The organism is Streptomyces sp. NPDC043680 (genome assembly GCF_056436685.1).
The window spans coordinates 170,141-183,133 of sequence record NZ_JBWKCE010000008.1; the positions used below are offsets into that span (position 1 = coordinate 170,141).

Consider the following 12,993-nt stretch of genomic DNA (forward strand, 5'->3'; position numbering starts at 1 on the left):
CCCGCCGTCCGGCTCAACAACGGCGTCCTCATGCCCCAACTCGGCTTCGGCGTCTGGCAGGTCCCGGACGCGGAGGCCGAGCAGGTGGTCGCCACCGCGCTCGCCGCGGGCTACCGCAGCATCGACACGGCCTCCGTCTACGGCAACGAAGCGGGCACGGGCCGGGCACTGGCCGCCGCCGGGGTGCCGCGCGAGGAGCTGTTCGTCACCACCAAGCTGTGGAACGGGCCGTCCCGGCGCTGGGGGCGCGACCAGGTCCTGCGGGCCTTCGACGACTCCCTGGCCAGGCTGGGCCTGGACCGGATCGACCTGTACCTGATCCACTGGCCGCGTCCGATGCGCGACGACTTCGTCCGCATCTGGAAGACCTTCGAGGAGATCGCGGCGAGCGGGCGGGCCCGGGCCGTGGGCGTCTCGAACTTCCGCCCGGCGGACCTGGAGCGGCTCGCGGCGGAGAGCGGCCTCGTCCCGGCGGTGAACCAGATCGAGCTGCACCCGCTGTTCCCGCAGCCCGAACTGCGTGCCCTGCACGCGCGTCACGGCATCGCCACCGAGGCGTGGTCCCCCCTGGGCCAGGGCAAGGAGCTGCTGACGCTTCCGACGGTCGGCGCCGTCGCCGCCAAGCACGGGCGCTCCGCCGCCCAGGTGGTGCTGCGCTGGCACCTCCAGCTCGGCACCATCGCCATTCCGAAGTCGGTGACCCCGGCGCGGATCCGGGAGAACACCGGGGTCTTCGACTTCGCGCTGGACGCCGAGGACCTCGCCGCGCTGGACGCCCTGGGCCGTGGCCCCGCGGCCCGGCGGATCGGACCGGATCCCGCCGTCTTCGACGTCTGACCGTCGGGGTCCGCCCGAAGTCGGCTACCGGCCCGGGACCGTCAGCCGCGTACGCAACCGGGGATCCGGTACGCGGGCTCCGCCCTCGGGGCGCCCGGGTCGGTCGGCAGCGCCGGCCCTCTGCCGGCTCCCGCGCGGGCTGACCCGGGAGGCGTACCGTCCCGCGAGCAGCGCCTCGGCCGCGCACGCCGCCGACACGGTGCCGGCCGCGTCGGCGGGCAAGACGGTGAGGCGGGTGCGGGCAACGCGTCGATGCCGCTGCCCGCGCCGTATGCGGCGTCCAGCGACCGGGTCCCGGAGGCGAGCACCATAGGGACCCCGCGGCACGCCGCCACGGTGGCCATGCCGTGGTGACGTGCCCGTCCCGCACCCGAGGTCGAGGAGGGTGCCCGCGGTGGGGGGGAGCAGGGCGAGGACCGCCTGTGCGGCGGCCTCGGCCCGCGGGTGGCGTCGTGGCCGAGCAGGGGTCCGGTGGGCGGCGTCAGCTCGCGCCGTGGGCGGGGGCGAGGGCCTCCACGCGCTCGGCGAGCGCGAAGTCGGCCTCCGTCACCGTGTCCCCGGCGCTGTGCGTGTTCACCGACAGCCGGACCGTGTTGTAGCCGAGGGTCAGGTCCGAGTGGTGGTTCAACTCCTCCTGGACGGAGGCGATGTGGGCGATGAGAGCGCTGGCCGCGAAGTGCGTGCCCAGCCGGTAGGTGCGGACGATCCGGTCGTCTTCGAATGACCAGCCGGGCAGTTCCCGCAACCGGTCCTCGATCTCCTTCTGCGAAAGCGGTTCATTCGGCATGCGCCGGCTCCTTTTCCCCGTGACGTGGTGTCAAGGCTCCCACAGCGCGCGCCGGAGGGAAGCTTTCGCGCCATAGTGCGTGCGGGTAGTTCCGCGCCTTCCGGGCCCAGGGCGGCGCCCCTATGCTCCTGCGCCGGACATGACTGTTACCGCCGGTAATGGACCTCAAGGGGGCCTCTTCATGACGCGCACAGGCAGTTCCAGGCGCACCTTCCTCGCGGGGGCCGCGGCCACCGCCGGGGCTGTGGCGGCCTCCGGCGCGCTGCCCTCCTCTGCCCACGCCCAGGACCGGCCCGGGGCCCCGGCCGCCCCGCCGAACGGGCGCCGGGTCGCCGTCCTGGGCGGCGGGGTCGCCGGGCTTACCGCGGCCCACGAGCTGGCCGAACGCGGCTTCGCCGTCACGGTGTACGAGCGCCGCGCCCTGGGCGGCAAGGCCCGCAGCATGGACGTCCCCGGCAGCGCCCGCGGCGGACGGCGCCCGCTGCCCGCCGAGCACGGCTTCCGCTTCATCCCGGGGATCTACCACAACCTGCCCGACACCATGCGGCGCATCCCCTTCCCCGGCAATGCCCACGGCGTCTGGGACAACCTGGTGGCGCCGCCCGAGATGATGTTCGCCCGGGCCGCGGGCCGCGAGGACCTGCGCGCCCCGATCCCCTGGCCCGGCCAGTCGACGGCCGTCCTCACGCCGGACGAGATCCGCCGCGCCCTCACGGGCATCCTCCAGTCCCTGGTGCGGCTGCCCCTGCACGAGACCGCGTACTTCGTCGACCGCGTGCTGGTCTTCCTCACCAGCTGCGACGAGCGCCGCACCGAGGTGTGGGAGCACACCCCCTGGTGGGACTTCGTACGCGCCGCCCGGATGTCGAACGAGTACCAGCGCATCCTCGCGGTCGGCATCACCCGCAACATCGTCGCGACCAAGGCGGAGGAGGCCTCCACCCGTACGGTCGGCGCCCTCGGCGAGGCCTTCGTCTTCAACGCGCTGGGGCGCGGCGCCGACGGGCCGCCGGACCGGATCCTCAACCTGCCCACCAACGAGGCGTGGATCGACCCCTGGGAGGCCCATCTGCGCACGCTCGGCGTGGAGTTCAGGATCGGCTGGACCGTACAGGAGGTCCAGTACGGGGCCGGCCGGGTGACCGGGGTCGCGGTCCTGGACCCGGCGGGTGCCCGGCAGACCGTGACCGCCGACCACTACGTGTCCGCGCTGCCCGTCGAGCACGCCCGCCGCACCTGGAGCGCCGCGCTGCGGGTCGCCGACCCGATGCTGGGGCGCTGCGACCGGCTGGAGACCGACTGGATGACGGGCATCCAGTTCTATCTCACCGAGCGCGCCCCGCTCGTCCACGGCCATCTCAACTGCATCGACTCGCCCTGGTCGTTGACGGCGATCCAGCAGGCAGAGCACTGGCCCGCCCGGGACTTCCCCGCCGACTACGGCGACGGGGTGGCGGTGGACTGCCTGTCCGTGGACATCTCGGACTGGGACAAGCCGGGGATCCTGTACGGGAAGACGGCCAAGCAGTGCACCCGTGAGGAGGTCGCCCGGGAGGTGTGGGCGCAGCTGAAGGCCTCGCTCAACGACACCGGAAAGACGCTCCTGAAGGACAGCGCCCTGCACTCCTGGTTCCTGGACCCGGGCGTGGACGGTCTCGGCACCCCCGACCCGACCAATCAGGACCAACTGCTGATCCACCCGACGGGCACCTTCCACAACCGGCCGAGCGCGGGCACCCGCATCCCGAACTTCTTCCTCAGCGGGGACTACGTCGCCGTGGACATCGACCTGGCGACGATGGAGGGCGCCAACGCCTCCGCCCGTGCGGCCGTCAACTCCCTGCTGGACCGGGAGGGTTCCCCGGCGCCGCGGTGCCTGGTCGCGCCCATGTACCGGGCCCCGGAGCTGGAATCGTTCAGGCGGCACGACCAGTGGCGCTACCGTCTCGGTCTGCGCAATGTCTTCGACGTGGGCTGACCTGGGCCGACACCCTCGACTACCGTCGCGGGCATGACCACCACGACGCCCACGGTAGGCGCCCTGCTCCGCACGTGGCGGGAGCGGCGCGGCATCAGCCAGCTGGAGTTGGCGGGCCGCGCCGACTCCTCCTCGCGTCACATCAGCTTCATCGAGACCGGTCGGTCCCGGCCCAGCGAGGAGATGGTGCTGCGGCTCGCGGACCGGCTGGACGTACCCGTCCGGGAACGCAACGCGCTGTTGCTGGCCGCGGGTTACGCCCCGCACTACGCGCAGACCCCGCTGGACGACCCGGCGATGGGGACGCTGCGCGAGGGGCTGGAGCGCCTGCTGACCGGCTACGAGCCCTACCCGGCGCTGGTCGTGGACGCCACCTACCACGTCGTCGCCGCCAACCGGGGCATCGCCATGCTGCTGGACGGCCTGCCGGAGCACCTGCTGGCTCCGCCGCTCAACGCCATGCGGATCACCCTGCACCCCGAGGGCCTTGCGCCGAGGATCCGCAATCTGAAGGAGTGGCGCGGGCACCTGCTGGCCCAGATGGAGCGCCAGATCGCCCTGGCCCGCTCCGCTCCGCTGCGGGCGCTGTACGAGGAGGTCGCGGCCTTTCCGGTTCCCGACCTGCCGGGCGACGCCGAGCCGGACGAAGCCGTCCCCTACATCGCGCTCCCGCTGGTCATCGAGCACGCGGGCCGGCTGCTCTCCTTCGTGTCGTCCATCGCCACCTTCAACACGCCGATGGACGTGACCGTCGCCGAGCTGGCCATCGAGACCTTCCTCCCGGCCGATCCGGCGACGGCGAAGTTCCTGCGCTCACTGGGCCCCTGACTCCGCGGCCGTGCGCAGCGCGAGCTGCTGGCACGACCCGAAGAGGGCGACGGTGACCGCCTGCACCGGGATCCACACGAGCCCGGCCGTGGTGGGGGCGCTCCACAGGAGCAGGGAGACCAGGCTGAGGGCCGCCCAGGCGTAGTTGGCCCCGATCACGCACCGCACCGGGAGGACCGGAGGACGGCGGCGCGAGGCCAGCCGGCCGACGCCCGCGCCGAAGAGGACCAGAAACAGGCCCAGTTCGAACAGGGTGGCCGGGCCGACTCCGAGGAAGCGGCCGAGCGGCGCGGAGAAGGCGACGTACGCGAGGCCGTTCCCGGTGGTGACCACGGCGTCGAGGGCGAGGAAGCGACGCAGCGCGGCCTGCGGCGCGGTGGTGCGGGCGATGCTGCCGAGCAGGGTTGCGGACATGGCGGATCAGCCTCCGTCGAGGTGGATTGCGGTGAGATGAGCCGGGTCCCGGAACCGAGTGCGCGGCTCCGGAACCCGCTGCCCCCACTGTGCCGCCGGCCCGCGACCGGGTCGATTACCTGTGAGGTCATGCCGATCGCGGGCCGGCGGAGCACCCAACCTTCTTTGACCCGTGACGCAAGAAACGTTGGGGTTCTTCTGTGCCGCCGCGAGGCGGGAGGCTAGGCTTCACGCAGCCCGCAACGCTCGAACGTCCTCTCGACAGTGGAGACATCACGGTGCCAGCCGCCGCACGAACCGACCTCGCCGCGGCCTGGGGCCGTGTCGCGGCGCTGGCGGAGCGGGGCGGCCGGGATCCGGCCGACGTGCTGGATCCGGTGCGGCTGAGCCACCTCTCCGGCGTGGAACCCGCCCTCATTCCCGGGGTGGTGGCCGGGACGGCGCCCGAGGAGGGCCTGTGCCCGCGGGTGCACCGGCGGTTCCTGCGGTTGCGCGCCACCCGGCGCGACAAACACGGCCGGGAGTGGTCACTGGCCGCCATCGCCGAGGAGTTCGACGCGCCGGGCGCCTCGCTGGGCCCGCTCAACGCGGGCACCGGCCTGCCCCGGCTGGGCCATGCCGCGGGGGTGCAGCGGTTCTTCGGGGTGTACGCCGGTTTCCTGCTCGCGGACAGCAAGAGCGCGGTGGAACGGGCCCTCGCCACCGCCTCGGGCACCTCCGGCTCCGGATCCGGCTCCGGCTCCGGCTCCGGCAGTGCGGACGACCTGGAGCACCTCTCGTACCTCACGGGCATGTCCCCGCAGGCGATCCGGCTCACCCTCGACGGCAGGCCGCCGCTGCTGCCGCTGAAGGAACAGGTCCGCCAGCGGTTCGAGCACCTGCGCCGCACCCGCCCGCGCGAGGACGGCCAGGCCCACTCGCTCGCCGCCATCGCCCAGTCCTTCGACGCGTCCGGGCAGTCGCTGACCCGCCTGGTCCGCGGCGAGGGGCTGCCCAATCTCGCCGCCGCCGCCGGTATCCAGCGCTTCTACGGCGTCGAGAGCGGCTTCCTGCTGGCCGACGACGCCGAGGCGGTCGGCTGCGCGCTCACCTGCATCGAACGCGAGCTCGAAGCCGCCGAGCGGGACGCGGAGAACCCGATGCTCGCGGTGTTACGCGCGCACGACGTACGCAGCATCGTCACGCGGGCCGGCCGCCTCTCGCCCGCGGGCTGGAAGTCGCTGGCCGACCATCTGGACGACCTGCTGGCCCGCGAGGGCCAGCTCGGACGTCCGCCCGCCGGCCGGGGGGAGCCGGCGCGCGCCGTGCGCGAGTGGGAACTGGCTGCCGAGGGGGGAGCGCGATGAGGACCACACGGACCATGCGGAAGCTCGGCGAGGATCTGCTGGCGGACGCGCGCCTGACACGGCCCGCCGAGGCCGGCGAGATCATCGCGGGGCTGTGCGCCGCGTACGGCCGCCGGCGCGGCGGGCAGCGGCCGGTGACGTTCCGGTTCGCCGGGTTCCCGCCCGACACGGCCAGCGGGCTGTGGCTCCAGATGGCGGACCGCGACCTGCTCGTCATCGAGGAGCACACCCGGCCCGAGCACCAGCTCGTCATCGCCTGCCACGAGTTATGGCACGTGGAGGAAGGCACCTGCGACCGCCACGGACCGGGACCCGCCGTGGCCGCCCGGCTGACCGGCCCCGGCGGAGACCTCGGACGGCTGCTGGGCGAGGACGCCGGCCTGGGCGGCGTGGTCCGGCAGGCGGCCGCCCGCGCCGCCGGTGAGGACCCGGCGGAGATCCAGGCCGAGACCTTCGGACTGTACCTCGGCAAGATCCTCAAGACCTTCCTGCCGGCGCCCTGCGAAGAACAGTTCCCCGAGGCGATCGAACGCATCAAGACCTCCTTCGGCTGGGGACGTTGAGCGCAGACCGGTGAAGCCACCCCGGCACCTGGTCCCTGCTTCCCCCGCCCAGCACCTCCTCCGCCGCTGCGCCGAGCACGGCCCTGACAGAGAGCGCCTCACGATGAACCAGTCTTCCCCGCCCCGCCATGCCGTCGTCATCGGCGGCAGTCTGGCCGGTCTGCTCGCGGCGGCCGTCCTCGCGGAACACGCCACGGTCACGGTCATCGACGCGGACACGCTGCCCGAGGGACCGGAGCCGCGGCGCGGGCTGCCCCAGGCCCGGCACGTCCACCTCCTGTGGTCGGGCGGGGCGCGCGCCATCGAGGCGATCCTGCCGGGCATCACCGAGGAATGGACGGCCGCGGGGGCGATGCGCCGCAGCCTGCCCACCGATCTGGTCACGAAGACCGCCCAGGGCTGGCTGCCGCGGCACCGGGAAATGCAGTTCAACATCTCGTGCAGCCGCGACCTCCTCGACTCGGTGGTCCGGGCCCGTGTGGTCGGCCTGCAGGGCGTGAGCACCCTCCAGCAGGCCAGGGTCCGCTCCCTGGAGGGCACGGCCGACCGGGTCACCGGCGTACGGGTCGACACCCCGCAGGAGAAGGGCCGGCTGGTCTCCGCGGACCTGGTGGTCGACGCGAGCGGGCGCGGCTCCCGGGCCCGGATCTGGCTCCAGGAGCTCGGCCTGAGCGGCATCCGGCAGGCCGAGGTGGATTCCGGCCTGGTCTACGCGACCCGTGTCTTCGAGGCACCCGCCGGGTCGCACGCGATGGGCTTCCCGATCATCAACGTGCAGTCCGACCCGCGCGTGCCCGTACCCGGGCAGACGGCGACGATCGTGCCGATCGAGAACGGGCAGTGGCAGGCCACGCTGTCCGGCACCCGCGGCGGCCAGCCCACCTCCGACCCCGATGCCTTCGTCCCGTTCGCGAAGGGCGTCCGCGACCCGATCGTCGGCGAACTCCTGGAACACCGCAAGCCCTTGACGGACGTCACCGTCACCCAGGGCACCGCCAACCGGCGGCTCTACTTCGAGAAGGCCGACCTGCCCGACGGCTTCTTCGCGGTAGGCGACTCGGTCGCCACCTTCAACCCGCTGTACGGGCAGGGCATGACGGTCGCAGCTCAAGGCCTGCTGGCCGTACGCGCCCTGCTGCGCGCCAAGGGGCTCGCCCACCCGGCCATCGGCCGCGAGGCGCAGCGCGCGCTCGCCCCCCTGGTGTCCACGGCCTGGGACCTCGCCACCTCGCAGGACATCCTCTACCCGGGCGCCACCGGCATGAAGCCGCGGGCCGGCGCCGGACTGCTCACCGCGTACGTCGACCGGCTGATGACCGGGGCCACCACCCGCCCGACCCTGGCCCGCGCCCTGCTGCAGGTGATCACCATGAACAGCTCCCCCACCTACTGGGTCCGCCCGTCCGTGGTGTGGGACGTGCTGCGGGCCTCGGACCGGGGGGCGCTGAAGGCGGCTCCGCTGACCGCCGCCGAGCGGGCCGTCGCGGGACTCGACCGGGACGCCGCCGCGGAGGCGGTCGAGCCCGCCGACCCTGTGGGACCGGTGGGCCCCGTCGGCCAGGCCCGATGAGCGACAGCCTCATCCTGTACGTGCCGGGGGTGGTGATCGGCGTGGCCCTGCTGGTCAAGGCGCCGACGCTGCGCCGCAGTTGGGGGCAGCCCACCGTCCGCGCCGTCTGCACGCTGCTGGCGGTCGGCACCCTGGTGATGTTCCTCGCGGCGCCGCCGACGATCGTCGCGGTCAACAAGCTGACCGGCATCGTCAACTTCTCGGCCCCACTGGTGTACAGCATGCTCACCGCGTTCTCGGGCGCCTGCATCGTGCTGATCCTGCACTGGGGCAGCCGCCCCACCCCCGGCGTGCGCCGGGCCACGCGCCTGACCATCGCCGCGTACGGCGCCGTCGCGGTGCTGATCGTCTCGCTCTTCGCCATGGGGGACGCGCCGGTGGAGCGGGTGCGCGACCTGGACACGTACTACGCCAACACCCCGTGGCTGCGCGAGATGATCGCCTGCTACCTCCTCGCGCACACCGTGGGCAGCACGACGCTCACCCTGCTGTGCTGGACGTGGATGCGCCGGGTGTCCCCCTCGATGCGCCCGCTGCGCACCGGGCTGGCGCTGGTCATGCTCGGCGGGGCGCTGGACGTGGGCTTCCTGGTCGCGAAATGGGCCGCGGTGGGCGCCCGCTGGAGCGGCCGCGACTGGGACGACCTGTCCACCTACGTGGCTCCGCCGCTCGGCGCCGCGGCGGCCCTGCTGCTGGGGAGCGGGTTCATCGTGCCGCTGATCGGCGGGTCGGCGGCCTGGCGCGACTTCAGCCGGTACCGGCGGCTGTACCCGCTGTGGAAGGCGCTGCGCGGGTTCGCGGCGTCCAGCGCGCAGACCGTGCCGCTCACCTGGTGGTCACCGGTCGGCATCCGGCTGATCCACCGGGAATCGGTGATCGACGACGGGATCCTGGCCCTGGCGAGCTGGTTCGACCCCGCCGTGCGGTGCGCCGCGTACGAGGCCGCGCGGGAGGAAGGCCTCGGCGAGCAGCGGGCCGCGATCGTCGCCGACGCGGCGATGCTGGCGGCGGCGTGCCGGCGCCGGGAGGTCGCGGATCTGGCGGCGGCCCGGGAGGGGGCCGCCGCCACCCAGGGCCCTCCCGATCCGCACCGCCTGGACTCACGGCCGCTGGCGGCGCTGGCGTGGGAGTTCCGCCGGTCCCCGATCGTGGCGGCCGCCCGCCGGGACGTCTGCGGCCGCCCGTAGGCAGGGGCCCGGCACGGCGGCGCCCCGGGCCGGCGGGTCCGGGGCGCGGGGCGTGCCGCGGGACGGTGTGCCCCGGTGTCAGAGCTCGGCGAGCGCCAGGCCGGCCTGGGCGGCGGCCGCCTGCACGGTCTGCTCCAGGAGCACGGCGATGGTCATCGGGCCGACACCGCCGGGGACCGGGGTGATCAGCGAGGCCCGGGCGGCGGCCGACTCGAAGTGGACGTCGCCGACGTTGCCCTCGTTGTAACCGGCGTCCAGGACCACCGCGCCCGGCTTGATGTCCTCGCCCCGGATGAACTCGGCCTTGCCGACGGCGGCGACCAGCACATCGGCCTGGCGCACGATCGAGGGGAGGTCCCGGGTGCGGGAGTGGCAGTAGGTGACGGTGGCGTTCTGCTCCAGCAGCAGCATGCCGGCCGGCTTGCCGAGGATCGCGCTGCGGCCGACCACGACGGCGTGCTTGCCGGTCAGGTCGACGTCGTACTCGGCGAGCAGGCGCATGATGCCGCCGGGCGTGCAGGAGACGAAGCCCGGCAGTCCGAAGCCCATGGCGGCGAAGGAGTGCATGGTGACCCCGTCGACGTCCTTGCCCGGGGCGATGGCCTCGAAGGCGGCGCGCTCGTCGATGTGGTGCGGGACGGGGTGCTGGAGGAGGATGCCGCTGATCTCCGGGTCCTCGGAGAGAGCGGTGATCGCGGCGACGAGCTCCTCGGTGGTGGTCTCCGCGGGGAGCTCCACGTGGCGGGAGGTGATCCCGGCCTTGGCACAGCGGTTCTGCTTCATGCGGACGTACGTGACGGATGCGGGGTCCTCGCCGACCAGCACGGTCGCGAGGCAGGGCGCGGTGCCGGTGCGCTCGGTGAGCTTCGCCGCGTAGGCCGCGGTCTGCTCCGAGATGCGGCGGGCGAGGGCGGTGCCGTCCATGAGCCGGGCGGTCTGCGCCTGCTCACCGGTCGGGCCCTGCGGAACGGACGGGGCAGTCGTCATGGGGTCTCCTGAGCGTCGCTGCGGGATCGCGGTTCGCCCAGGCGCGCGGCAGTCGACGCACGGGGGTGCGCCGGGCCGCTCCCCGGTGGTGATCCACCCGAACGCCAGTCACGGCCCGGTCCCACTGTAATCGACGTGGCGGCCGGTCCACCGGGGAAGACGGGGAGACCACCCACAAGCGGTCAAACCGGTGGATCACCGGCGCTCCCGCTGGGACGATGGGGCCATGACACGCACCCAGGTCGGGCCGACGAGCGTCTTCGAGCTGGTCGAGTACTTTCTCGGGCCGCAGCCGGAGCAGGCGCGGCGCGCCCGGCGCCCGGACGACGCGGTCGCCGGAGCCGGGAAGGCGGGCCTGGAAGTGGTGGATTTGCGCGCCGAAAGACTGCGTACGGAGTTCACGGCATCGGAGCCGTGATCTACTTTCTCCGGAAGGTGATCTGGATGGTGCCCGGCTTCACGGTCGGGCAGTACCGGGACCGGCTGCGAGAGCTCCACGAACGGATCGAACGCGAAGGCTCGTTCGTGGCGCACACCGCCCGTTTCCTCATAGAAGCCCGCAAAACGGGCCGACGGAAGGGGCGGAAGGGGCGCGGACGGATCCACGGCGGATCGGTTGCCCGCCCACAGCGTGGCGCAGGTCACTCAATTCAGCGCGTAACGAATCGACTCGGGCATGCGATGAACCGACAGGTGTCCTCGCGCGGCCCCGGAATACAGACCCCCCCGGGTCTGTTTTCCCGAGTCCGCGCGATGATGTCCCGCCCACTCCCTATCTGTTCGCAACGAGAGGCTCCTTGTGTCGCTCAGCCCGTCCCGTACGTTCCCTCCGGAGATCGCCGAATCGGAGGCCCTCGTCGCGCTCGTCGAGCGCGGCCGCGAGCAGGGTCACATCAACGGTGACGACGTGCGCCAGGCCTTCGAGGCCGGCCGCATCCCGGTGGACCAGTGGAAGCGGGTCCTGCGCAGCCTGAACCAGGTCCTGGACGAGGAGGGTGTCGCGCTGCACGTCAGCGCCGCGCCCGCCACGAAGGCTGCCGCCAAGAAGCCCCGCAAGGCGGCCGCTGCGCCTGCCCGCACCGTGACCAAGAAGGCGGCCGCCGCGCCGCGCCCCATCGGCGCGCGCAAGGCCTCGGCCGCCGCCACGGCCCCCTCCGCCGCGGCGGCGATACCCGCTGCGGCGACCGCGCCCGCCGCGGAAGAGGTGACGGCCGAGGCCGCCGCCGAGCCGAAGAAGCGGGCGGTCAAGAAGACCGCCGCGAAGAAGACCGCGGTCAAGAAGACCGCCGCGGCCAAGAAGACCACCGCCAAGGACGCCGACGAGGGCGAGACCCCGGTCATCGAGGGCGAGGACTGGGCCGCCGAGGACCTCGTCGACGACGTCGAGGAGGAAGCGCCCAAGGCGGGCGGCGCCCAGGGCTTCGTCCTGTCCGACGACGACGAGGACGACGCCCCGGCGCAGACGGTCATGGTGGCCGGTGCCACCGCCGACCCCGTCAAGGACTACCTGAAGCTGATCGGCAAGGTGCCGCTGCTCAACGCCGAGCAGGAGGTCGAGCTCGCCAAGCGGATCGAGGCCGGACTCTTCTCCGAGTACAAGCTCGAAGAGGAGGAGGACCACAAGCCCGCCTACCGTCGCGAGCTGGAGATCCTGGTCGAGGACGGCCGACGCGCCAAGAACCACCTGCTGGAGGCCAACCTCCGCCTCGTGGTCTCCCTGGCCAAGCGCTACACCGGCCGCGGCATGCTCTTCCTGGACCTGATCCAGGAGGGCAACGTCGGCCTGATCCGCGCCGTGGAGAAGTTCGACTACACCAAGGGCTTCAAGTTCTCCACGTACGCGACCTGGTGGATCCGGCAGGCGATCACGCGTGCCATGGCCGACCAGTCGCGCACCATCCGCATCCCCGTGCACATGGTCGAGATCATCAACAAGCTCGCCCGCGTGCAGCGCCAGATGCTCCAGGACCTCGGCCGGGAGCCCACTCCGGAGGAGCTGGGCAAGGAGCTCGACATGACCCCCGAGAAGGTCATCGAGGTCCAGAAGTACGGCCGTGAGCCGATCTCCCTGCACACCCCGCTGGGTGAGGAGGGCGACAGCGAGTTCGGTGACCTCATCGAGGACTCCGAGGCGGTCGTCCCGGCCGACGCGGTCTCCTTCACCTTCCTCCAGGAGCAGCTCCAGTCGATCCTGGGCACGCTCTCCGAGCGCGAGGCGGGCGTGGTCTCCATGCGGTACGGCCTCAACGACGGCCAGCCGAAGACCCTGGACGAGATCGGCCGCGTGTACGGGGTCACCCGTGAGCGGATCCGCCAGATCGAGTCCAAGACGATGTCGAAGCTGCGCCACCCGTCGCGTTCGCAGGTCCTGCGCGACTACCTGGACTGAGCCCGCCGGGCCGGCCGAAAGGCCGGCCCGCCGGTGTCTAGTGCTGTGACCGGAAAGGTCCACCGGTCGCGCCGCCCGGCACGGCACCTCGCTGCGTTGTCGGACCG

General features: G+C 72.9%; 11 protein-coding genes, 1 pseudogene and 1 riboswitch. Of the genes and pseudogenes, 9 read left to right on the forward strand and 3 right to left on the reverse strand.

Annotated elements, in window-relative coordinates; genetic code table 11:
- Positions 1-30 precede the first annotated feature (30 nt).
- On the forward strand, positions 31-837 hold the full coding sequence (locus AC0666_RS18800) for an aldo/keto reductase (protein ID WP_468969579.1): 807 nt from the start codon (positions 31-33) through the stop codon (positions 835-837).
- A 481-nt stretch (positions 838-1,318) separates the two neighbouring features.
- On the opposite strand, the gene AC0666_RS18805 is transcribed toward AC0666_RS18800, so the two are convergent.
- Positions 1,319-1,624: a 4a-hydroxytetrahydrobiopterin dehydratase gene (locus AC0666_RS18805; RefSeq protein ID WP_468968843.1), complete on the reverse strand. Its 306-nt coding sequence runs from the start codon at positions 1,622-1,624 to the stop codon at positions 1,319-1,321.
- Between the two features lie 181 nt (positions 1,625-1,805).
- On the opposite strand from AC0666_RS18805, the gene AC0666_RS18810 reads away from it, so the two are divergent.
- Both AC0666_RS18810 and AC0666_RS18815 read left to right on the forward strand, forming a co-directional pair.
- Positions 1,806-3,602, forward strand: a complete 1,797-nt coding sequence (locus tag AC0666_RS18810) for a hydroxysqualene dehydroxylase (protein ID WP_468968840.1) — start codon at positions 1,806-1,808, stop codon at positions 3,600-3,602.
- 33 nt (positions 3,603-3,635) lie between these two features.
- Positions 3,636-4,430: a helix-turn-helix domain-containing protein gene (locus AC0666_RS18815; protein ID WP_468968837.1), complete on the forward strand. Its 795-nt coding sequence runs from the start codon at positions 3,636-3,638 to the stop codon at positions 4,428-4,430.
- On the opposite strand, the gene AC0666_RS18820 is transcribed toward AC0666_RS18815, so the two are convergent.
- Positions 4,416-4,844, reverse strand: a complete 429-nt coding sequence (locus tag AC0666_RS18820) for a hypothetical protein (protein WP_468968834.1) — start codon at positions 4,842-4,844, stop codon at positions 4,416-4,418. The two genes, AC0666_RS18815 and AC0666_RS18820, sit on opposite strands and share 15 nt — an antisense overlap.
- Before the next feature lie 278 nt (positions 4,845-5,122).
- On the opposite strand from AC0666_RS18820, the gene AC0666_RS18825 reads away from it, so the two are divergent.
- The 4 genes from AC0666_RS18825 to AC0666_RS18840 all read left to right on the forward strand — a co-directional run bounded on the left by AC0666_RS18825 (position 5,123) and on the right by AC0666_RS18840 (position 9,510).
- The gene (locus AC0666_RS18825; RefSeq protein ID WP_478707953.1) at positions 5,123-6,190 is read left to right on the forward strand and encodes a hypothetical protein; all 1,068 of its coding nucleotides are present in this window, start codon (positions 5,123-5,125) and stop codon (positions 6,188-6,190) included.
- A complete protein-coding gene (locus tag AC0666_RS18830) occupies positions 6,187-6,753 on the forward strand; it encodes a toxin-antitoxin system, toxin component (protein WP_478707954.1) in 567 nt (188 codons plus the stop codon). The genes AC0666_RS18825 and AC0666_RS18830 overlap by 4 nt, the downstream gene beginning before the upstream one ends.
- Positions 6,754-6,856: 103 nt before the next feature.
- Complete coding sequence (locus AC0666_RS18835) at positions 6,857-8,323, forward strand: NAD(P)/FAD-dependent oxidoreductase (RefSeq protein ID WP_468968825.1); 1,467 nt, start codon at positions 6,857-6,859, stop codon at positions 8,321-8,323.
- On the forward strand, positions 8,320-9,510 hold the full coding sequence (locus AC0666_RS18840; RefSeq protein WP_468968822.1) for an MAB_1171c family putative transporter: 1,191 nt from the start codon (positions 8,320-8,322) through the stop codon (positions 9,508-9,510). The genes AC0666_RS18835 and AC0666_RS18840 overlap by 4 nt, the downstream gene beginning before the upstream one ends.
- A 78-nt stretch (positions 9,511-9,588) precedes the next feature.
- Here the strand turns inward: AC0666_RS18840 and AC0666_RS18845 are convergent, their stop codons facing one another.
- Positions 9,589-10,497: a bifunctional 5,10-methylenetetrahydrofolate dehydrogenase/5,10-methenyltetrahydrofolate cyclohydrolase gene (locus AC0666_RS18845; protein ID WP_478707955.1), complete on the reverse strand. Its 909-nt coding sequence runs from the start codon at positions 10,495-10,497 to the stop codon at positions 9,589-9,591.
- 28 nt (positions 10,498-10,525) lie between these two features.
- A riboswitch (ZMP/ZTP riboswitch) is annotated at positions 10,526-10,619 on the reverse strand.
- 113 nt (positions 10,620-10,732) lie between these two features.
- Here AC0666_RS18845 and AC0666_RS18850 point away from each other — a divergent pair.
- Together AC0666_RS18850 and AC0666_RS18855 are read left to right on the forward strand one after the other, a co-directional pair.
- A pseudogene (locus AC0666_RS18850) lies at positions 10,733-11,061 on the forward strand (SAM-dependent methyltransferase); the annotation flags it as partial.
- A 235-nt stretch (positions 11,062-11,296) separates the two neighbouring features.
- Positions 11,297-12,886 (forward strand): RNA polymerase sigma factor, encoded by a 1,590-nt coding sequence (locus AC0666_RS18855; protein WP_468968816.1) that lies wholly within the window; start codon positions 11,297-11,299, stop codon positions 12,884-12,886.
- Positions 12,887-12,993 lie beyond the last annotated feature (107 nt).